Source organism: Roseomonas sp. TAS13, assembly GCF_001950415.1.
Taxonomy (GTDB): Bacteria; Pseudomonadota; Alphaproteobacteria; order Acetobacterales; family Acetobacteraceae; genus Roseomonas; species Roseomonas mucosa.
Genome location: NZ_BDLP01000331.1, coordinates 1 through 4,782, shown reverse-complemented (window position 1 = coordinate 4,782; position 4,782 = coordinate 1). Strand labels below are relative to the sequence as shown.

4 protein-coding genes and 1 pseudogene are annotated in these 4,782 nt (G+C 72.5%); 2 read left to right on the top strand and 3 right to left on the bottom strand.

Annotation, left to right across the window (positions count from 1 at the left end; all coding sequences use genetic code 11):
* Positions 1-99 precede the first annotated feature (99 nt).
* From gpmI to ROTAS13_RS19390, 3 genes are all read right to left on the bottom strand, one after another.
* On the bottom strand, positions 100-1,629 hold the full coding sequence (gene gpmI / locus ROTAS13_RS19400) for a 2,3-bisphosphoglycerate-independent phosphoglycerate mutase (RefSeq protein ID WP_075823147.1): 1,530 nt from the start codon (positions 1,627-1,629) through the stop codon (positions 100-102).
* Positions 1,630-1,767: 138 nt separating this feature from the next.
* Positions 1,768-2,031, bottom strand: a complete 264-nt coding sequence (locus tag ROTAS13_RS19395; RefSeq protein ID WP_019463275.1) for a DksA/TraR family C4-type zinc finger protein — start codon at positions 2,029-2,031, stop codon at positions 1,768-1,770.
* A 109-nt stretch (positions 2,032-2,140) separates the two neighbouring features.
* Positions 2,141-3,202, bottom strand: coding sequence for an MBL fold metallo-hydrolase (locus ROTAS13_RS19390; RefSeq protein WP_075823146.1), 1,062 nt, complete (start codon positions 3,200-3,202; stop codon positions 2,141-2,143).
* 261 nt (positions 3,203-3,463) lie between these two features.
* Between ROTAS13_RS19390 and ROTAS13_RS19385 the strand changes: the two genes are divergently transcribed.
* Together ROTAS13_RS19385 and ROTAS13_RS19380 are read left to right on the top strand one after the other, a co-directional pair.
* Positions 3,464-4,321, top strand: a complete 858-nt coding sequence (locus ROTAS13_RS19385) for a TVP38/TMEM64 family protein (protein WP_019463277.1) — start codon at positions 3,464-3,466, stop codon at positions 4,319-4,321.
* A 162-nt stretch (positions 4,322-4,483) separates the two neighbouring features.
* A pseudogene (locus tag ROTAS13_RS19380) lies at positions 4,484-4,782 on the top strand (hypothetical protein); the annotation flags it as partial.

The following is a 4,782-nucleotide window of genomic DNA, read 5'->3' as shown; positions in this document are numbered from 1 at the left end:
GCGGGACGGGAGGGGGCGCGGCGGGGCGGCCAACGGCATAGCCGCCCGCCGGCCGCCGCCGGGCGGGGCCGGCGGCGGGGGGACGGGTGGCGCCGGCAATCAGCCCCCGGCCTGGATCAGCGTCTGGCCGGTCATCGCCTCCGGCTGCTTCAGCCCGAGGAGCTGCAGCAGGGTCGGCGCCAGGTCTGCCAGCCGACCCTGGCGCAGCGTGCAGCCCTGGGGGCCGCCGAGCAGGATGACCGGAACCGGGTTGGTGGTATGGGCGGTGTGCGGGCCGCCCGTCGCCGGGTCGCGCATCAGCTCGGCATTGCCGTGGTCGGCGGTGACGAGCAGGGCGCCGCCCATGTCGCGGATGGCGGAGACGATGCGGGCGAGGCCGGCATCGGCGGCCTCGCAGGCCCTGATGGCGGCGGCGAGGCTGCCGGTATGGCCCACCATGTCGGCATTGGCGAAGTTCAGCAGGATCATGTCGTACTGGCCGGAGCGGATCGCGGCCTCGGCCTTCTCGGCCAGCTCCGGCTCCGACATCTCCGGCTGGAGGTCGTAGGTGGCGACCTTGGGGGAGGGGACCATGACGCGGTCCTCGCCGGGGAAAGGCTCCTCCTCGCCGCCGTTCATGAAATAGGTGACGTGCGGGTACTTCTCGGTCTCGGCCATGCGGAGCTGCTTCATGCCGGCGGCGGAGACCACGGCGCCCAGGATGTCCTTCATCGACTGGGGCGGGAAAAGGGTGGCGAGGAAGCGGTCGAGGTCGGTGGAGTACTGCGTCATTCCGGCGGCGCCGGCCAGCTTCGGCAGGCGGGGGCGGGAGAAGCCGGAGAATTCCGGGTCGAGGATAGCGTCCAGGATCTCGCGCACCCGGTCGGCGCGGAAGTTGAAACAGAGGAGGCCGTCGCCGTCCTTCATCCCGGCATAGTCGCCGATCGCGGTGGGGAGGATGAACTCGTCGGTGGTGCCGGCCGCATGGGCGGCGGCGATGGCCTCGGCGGCGGAGGCGGATTTCGGTCCCTCGCCCAGCACCATGGCGTTCCAGGCCTTCTGCACCCGGTCCCAGCGCTTGTCGCGGTCCATGGCGAAGTAGCGCCCCGAGACGGAGGCGATGCGGGCGCCCCGCGGCAGTTCGGGCTCGAAGCGCTTCAGGAACTCCACCGAGCCGAGCGGGGTGGTGTCGCGGCCATCGGTCCAGACATGCACCGCGACGGGGATGCCGGCATCGGCGAAGACCCGGGCGAGGGCGAGGCCGTGGTCCTGGTGGCTGTGCACGCCGCCGGGGGAGAGCAGGCCGCAGAGCTGGAGGGTGCCGCCGCTGGCCTTGAGCTTCGCGATCAGATCGGTGACGGCGGGCAGGGAGGCGATGGAGCCATCCCCGACCGCCTTGGTGATGCGGGGGAGGTCCTGCATCACGATGCGGCCGGCGCCGATGTTCAGGTGGCCGACCTCGGAATTGCCCATCTGCCCGTCCGGCAGGCCGACATCATGGCCCGAGGTGCGCAGGAAGCTGTGCGGGCAGTTGGCCCAGAGCTCGTCGAAGCAGGGCGTATGGGCCTGGCGGACGGCATTGTCGGCCACTTCCTCGCGCCATCCCCAGCCGTCGAGGATCACCAGCATGGCGGGCTTCGGATGGGACATCGGGGCGCTCCTTCCGGTCAGGGTCCGGAGCGAAGGCTTAGAGCAGATCGCGCATGAACGGTATCCGGGGCGGAGGAGGTTGTGCCGCCGGAATCACTTCGTCCCATGGGCCCTTTCCATCGGTCCCTCCGGCCCGGCCTACCGGAGCTGGCTGTCCTTGCTGCCGCGGCGGTTGAAGCCGATCTGCACCGGCCGGCGGTCGAGCGCCGACTGGCAGGCGACGCAGGTACGGACGCCGGGCAAGGCGCGGCGGCGGGCCTCGGGGATCGGCTCGTCGCATTCCACGCAGTGCGTCGGACCTTCGCCCTTCGGGATATGGGCGCGGGCACGCAGCACACCATCCGTCACGGTGTCGTCGATCTGGTCCTGCACCGCCCCGTCGGGGGCCCAGCCGCTGGCCATCGGGAACTCTCCTCCGGATCTGCCGAAAGCATTGGGAGATGGGAAGGAAGTGCCTGTTTTTCAAGGGCATCGATAGGGGCGGGCGGGAATGGCCACGCCGGGCAGGGCTTCAGCCTTCCGGCGTCTCGGCCGGGGCGAGGGGGCGGCCGAAGGCCTCGGCGGCCTCGGCCAGCATACGCGCCTCCTGCCCGGCATAGCGGGCGGAGAAGTGGAAGGGCTCCAGCCGGCGGACCCGGGCGGCGCGGGCGATCTCCCCGGCGGCACGGGTGGTGAGGTGGCCGCGCCGGGCGGCCAGGGCGGCGTCCTCGGCGGCGAAGGCGGATTCCAGGAAGAGCAGGTCGGCCTCCCGCGCCAGCCGGGCGACGGTCTCGCGGTTCTCCGGCGTGTCGCCGAGATCGGTGCAGTAGCCGATGCGCTGGCCGGGGGTGACGGTGACGGCCTGGCGCAGCAGGCCCAAGGGGAGGGTGCTCGGCAGGGTGCGGGGCCCCTGGCCGCGGGCGAGGATGGGGATCGGATGGTCGTCCGGCGCGTTCTCCTGGACGGCGCGTTTCAGGCCGTTCAGCCAGGGGCCGGTGGGCAGGCCCAGCGCATCCAGCCGCTCGCGCCAGAGATTCACGTGGGACACTTCGCGCAGCAGGTAGCCGAGGCAGGGGGCGCCGTGGTGCGAGAGCAGCGCTGCCTGGATCTCCAGCCGGGGCAGGCGCAGGACGGTGCCGTCCTCTGCCACGCCCGCCTCGCCCGGCTCGGGGGCGAAGCCGGTGGAGAGGCGGAAACGCGTACGGCGCCAGGGCAGCCCGCCGGCGGGGGCGGCCGGGTTGCCGGCGACCTCGGTGACCTCGAAGGCCAGTTCGGCGGCGTAGAGGCCGGCGAGGTCCCAGCTGTAGCCCTGGAGCTTGTGGCCGATGCGGGCGGCGATGCCTTCCGGCCCGACCAGGGCGAAGCGCTTCTCGCGCCCGACGAGATGGCGGAGCAGCGTGTCGAAGCCGATCAGGTGGTCCATATGGGCATGGGTGACCAGCGCCGCCTCCAGCCGCAGCAGGCGGCGGGGGGACAGCACGTGCAGGTCGCCCAGGTCGAAGACCAGCGCGCGGCGCTCGAAGGGCAGTTCGACATAGAGGGCGGGGTCGCCGAAGCGGCCGTTCACCAGGAAGGCATGCAGGGCAGGGCGCATCGGTGGCGGCGGGCGTATCAAGACCGCGCGGGCAAGGGAAGCCGGTTTGCGGTGGCCGGTTCCGGAGGCAGTGGAGGATGCGCCGCATCCTCCACTGCCTCCGGGGCGTTGCCGGGGGATGCGGAGATGTCGCCCGGAGGATGGGCCCAGCAACTGTCCTGAAGCGGGAGCTTCCGTGGGCGCACCCGTGAAGTCGCCCTGGGATGCATCCGGGGGCGAGGCCCGCGCTGCCCGGACGGCCTCTTCGCCCGGCAGCCCGCCATGACGGAGGGCCAGGACGATCCGCGCCCGGGGCAGCACTCCGCCCGCCCGCCCGGTGGCTGGCCCGGCCGGCGGCCCGGCGGCGCATGGCTGCGGCTCTGGCCGCTGGCGCTGCTGCTGGCCGGGGGCGTCCTGGCCTATGCGCTGGGGCTGGGGCGCTATCTCAGCCTGGGGGCGCTGGCGGAGTACCGGGAGGCACTGGCGGTCTTTGTCGAGACGCGGCCCCTGCAGGCGGTGCTGATCTATGTGGCGGCCTATGCGTTCTGCACGGCCTGTCTGGTGCCGGGCACCATCCTGACGCTGGCCGGGGGGTTCCTGTTCGGGCGCTGGCTGGGCGCCGGGCTGGCGGTGACGGCGGCGACGCTGGGCGGGTCGTTGCTCTTCCTGATCGTGCGCTCGGCGCTGGAGCCGCTGGTGCACCGCCAGATCGGACCGCTGGTGGAAAGGCTGCGGCCGGCGCTGGAGCAGGACGGGTTCTGGTACCTGCTGTCGTTGCGCTTCATGCCGGTGGTGCCCTTCTGGCTGGGCAATGTCGCCCCGGCCATGGTGGGAATGCGGCTGCCGGTCTTCGCCGCCGCCACCGCGCTGGGCATCCTGCCGGCCACGCTGGTCTATGCCTGGATCGGGGCCGGGCTGGCGGAGATCTTCGCCCGGGGCGGATCACCCGACCTGTCCGCCGTGCTGTCGCCGCTGGTGGGGCTGCCCTTCCTGGTGCTGGCGGGACTGGGGCTGCTGACCGGCTGGTGGCGGGCCCGGCGCGGGGGCGACGGGAATGCCGCCACCGGGGAAGGAGAGGAGAGGCCGGCCGGACGCCGGAGGCGGCGGGTCAGGCTGCGGGGGCGTGGTTCCCGGCCCTGAGGCGGGCGGTGACTCTTCCTGGACGTTCCGCCGGGTGGCGGCTTGCCGGGAAAAGCCGCTGTCCGGGCGGGGTGGCGCAAAAAATGATGGTCCGGCGCATGGGTTCGCTCCGGTTGCACCGTATCAGGGATGACGCAACCGACCGGTCCCCCTATTCCACCCATGCTCAGCCTCACCCTTTCCGGCCGGATCGAGTCCTCCCTGAGATATTCCCCGTTCCGCCAAGCCGGGTCTGTCGCGAGGGACCAGGCCGCCGAGGTTCCGGTCCAGGAGCGGGACCGCGGGGCCGCGACGGACGAAACCCTGATCGCCTGGGCGGCGGCCGGGGACCGGCTGGCCTTCGACCACCTCTGCACCCGGCAGTTGCCGCTGCTCTACGGCGCCGCCCTGCGCGTCACCGGCCGCCCGGCCGAGGCCCTGTCTCTTGATCACATCTACGCACAGCTCCACCGTAAGGCGAA

What these genes read in the sequence shown, in the direction of transcription:
- gpmI (WP_075823147.1), bottom strand. Translation starts at nt 1,629, where the DNA reads ATGTCCCATCCGAAGCCCGCCATGCTGGTGATCCTCGACGGCTGGGGA.
- ROTAS13_RS19395 (WP_019463275.1), bottom strand. Translation starts at nt 2,031, where the DNA reads ATGGCCAGCGGCTGGGCCCCCGACGGGGCGGTGCAGGACCAGATCGAC.
- ROTAS13_RS19390 (WP_075823146.1), bottom strand. Translation starts at nt 3,202, where the DNA reads ATGCGCCCTGCCCTGCATGCCTTCCTGGTGAACGGCCGCTTCGGCGAC.
- ROTAS13_RS19385 (WP_019463277.1), top strand. Translation starts at nt 3,464, where the DNA reads ATGACGGAGGGCCAGGACGATCCGCGCCCGGGGCAGCACTCCGCCCGC.